At 26.0% G+C, this 3,302-nt stretch carries 1 protein-coding gene; it reads right to left on the minus strand.

Annotated elements, in window-relative coordinates; translation table 11 throughout:
- On the minus strand, positions 1-3,302 hold a 3,302-nt coding region (locus HMPREF9088_RS12400; RefSeq protein WP_007208429.1), incomplete at both ends, for a YobI family P-loop NTPase.

The raw sequence follows: 3,302 nt of genomic DNA on the forward strand, positions 1-3,302 counted from the left end.
ATATTCTCAAGCAATTTTACAAATAGTGTATCATCAGAAGAAATTCCTCTTTCGAACAGAATATCCAATAATTTAGTATTTTTGAAAAACTCATCTGATTCTTCATTAACAATAATACTTAGCAACTCTTTAATTGATTCAAGTTTCCAATTCTTTATGAGAGAAAGCATTTCATCTTCTGACAAGTCAATCTCAGAAAAATTTTCTAGAAAGTCATTAGGATGATTAAGTACTACCTCGACAATAACACCATCTTCCTTAAACTTACTAACATTTTCTATATTAAAATCAATTAAATTATTTCTAGCTAAAATATGAGTGCTTTGACTTGAAAGATTGCCTGCATCATATGTTGTAATCCCTAGTAGTTCAATATTATCCTCTGTAATACCTATCGCTTTATTATCAACCATCTTTTTAAGCAATACTTTTAATTTATCTTTTGAATCAGATTTATCATATTGTTTTTTAAGAGAAATCACTTCATTCTGATTAGTGAATATTGAGTTTATAACAGATAAATCAATTTCTCCATTTTCATAATAGTCTTCTATATTTTCCCATGTGATACTACATTTTCTCTTCTCTAATAATGTTTCCCAAAGCGAAGAATCCGTTACTTGGTTAATTTTTTCTACTGTAATATTCGATTTATTTATTAGGTTTGTCTTAATATCTAGTTTATTAAGTTTTTGGGAATTTAATAGACTTAAAAAACTTCCCTCGGTTTCAAATAATTCGTCTAATGAAAATAGAACTTCATCTACAAAATACTCTAAGTTTGTATTCGTATTTCTGATTAAATTATCTATCTTAGAATTTAATATATTTGCGTAAGAGACCGCTTTTAATTCATCTGAATTTTTGTAGTTTAAAATTTTAGAAAACATATTTTTATCATATCTATACAATTCACATTGAATAAATTTATCATATTGTTCTTCAGACAAGTTATCTAATTCTATATCATTAAAATAGATTTTCGCAGATTGAAATGTCTCTTCATTATGTTCAGATAAGACTTCCATAATGGTATTAGACTCTACATAGTCTTCAATTTCTATAAAGAAATTAGGTCTATTTAAAATGTTTTCTCTTATTAAGAATACATAGTCAGACGCATCTTCATCGCCTTCAAACTCTTCATTACCTTCATAAACTGGCTTATACTTACTTAATACCTGTAACAATAGATTCTTTCTATTATCTTTCCCATAGTATAGAGTTATATCACCTAAACAAGCATAAAAAATCAAATCAATCAATCGGTTCTTTTCTGAAGCATTGCATTTTTCTATAAAATCATTCGAATATTTTCTTAATAATTCAAAAACTAAATTAGCGATATTCAATTTATCTTCAGCTAAAATTATTTTCAAATTTTCTAAATATAAATCTTCTTCTTGAATAAAGATTTTTTCTAAAACTGCTTCACGAATCTTATGTTTATCTTTAAAGTTATTAGAAAATAGGTACTTCAAAACATTGATGTTAAGTATTCCCTGCTTTTCAAAATCTTGTGGTAAAAGTTCACTAACAAATCCTTCTGGATTATCAAGTTTTTCATTAAATTCAACACTTTGATTAGATTTCAATTTAACTAATAGATTTTTATCATCAATAGTCATGCTTTTTTCATAAAAAATGGATAAATACGATGAGTAGTCTTCGGCTAAATAACCATTAGATAAAATATACAGAATAAAATCCTTATCTTTATTGTCGTATTTTTCTTTTGTCATTTCTGCATATATTAATTTTACTAACTCAGGATACTTTTTTATTTTTTGTTTCAAAGATGCCCTGATGAAAGTATTTAACTCATTTCTCTTTAAATCATACTCTTCCTGTTGTTTTTCCATTCTTGCTTTTAAAATTGAATCTTTTTCTTTTGATATGTGAATAAAACTGTTTTTTGGAATTGTATATGTTCCTCGATATGGGGAATTGAAACTAATATCCTCTTCATCGTTATCTAAAATATAATCAATAAATGTCATATCTAAATCTGTTAGATTTCTATATTGTTCATTGATTATTATCCTATCATTTCTAGAGAATCCTTGGTCAAATAAAAATTTCTTTATTTCAGATAACTTATCTACATTTATTTGTTCCTCGATTTTTTTAAATTCAGCTTCAATTATTGTTAAATCTTCTTTTACTCCTCTAATTAATTCACCATCAAATTTACCCTGAACAATTATTTCATAGATAAAACCTTGTGACTTTTGTAATTCTGTAAATGCAGAAGGGACTAGATTTTTTAACGCTATTATTGAAAATAAAGCTTCTTTGTTCATGCTTCTAGATAAACTTCCATGTATATCTAAATAAGTAAAAAACTCATTAACGATATTTGTCAACAACCTCAAATCTGAAATATATAAGGAGATGTCTTTCAAAAAGTTCTCGAAGTTTCCATCTAAATTCGTCACTGACTTCTCTTTCATCATAGGTACTAGATATTCTCTTGAATTAAACGTATCTACGACTGGTATTATCGGAATAATTAGTTCAAAAAATTTCGTTCTAATTTCTGATTCATGTTCCTCAATATCTTCTTTTGAATTTGAAAATATATCCTCTTTCACAGCATATATAAATGTGATTTCCCGACTGATTTGTTTTGAATTGTTTAGAAGTAGATTAAGTTCCTTTAAATGCTCGAATACTCGAATACTTTTAAATCTGTCAACATCTTCTATAACCACCACATCGAACTTATTCGTTTCAAAATAATATAAAATCTCATCTATATATTTGTTAAAATAAGAAAAATTATTTTTGTCCTCTTCAATTGAAACATTAGCAAAGTTCAGTTTTGAAAGTTTGAATTGTTTCAAAACTGTCTGAAAGATTTGAAAAAATAAAATACTAATGCTGACTATTAGGAAGCAATACAAAATCAAGTCAAGAGACTCAGTGTTACTGGCGATTTCTTCGAAATTACTCAAAACTATTTTTTTTAAATTTAGGTAATCTTTTAAATAAAAAAAACTTATTAGTGATGACAAAAAAAGGAAGTATAATAAAATCTTTTTTCTACTCGAAATATGATTGATTTTTTTGAAACGTGAATATGGTAACTTAGAATTTTTTTCTCTATAAATCATTTGTTTTACCAAACTATTTTCTAATTTTTCATTCAAATCATTAATATTATCAGTTTCCTCTGCATTCGCCTCTTGATTTTCCAATTCTTGTTTAGAATAGGAACCCAATGATAAATTCAAAACTTTATAATTAGGATAAAGAAATTCAAAATTCTTTATTATCGTACTCTTTCCTGAACCATAACT

Source organism: Enterococcus italicus DSM 15952 (genome assembly GCF_000185365.1).
Lineage (GTDB): Bacteria > Bacillota > Bacilli > Lactobacillales > Enterococcaceae > Enterococcus_G > Enterococcus_G italicus.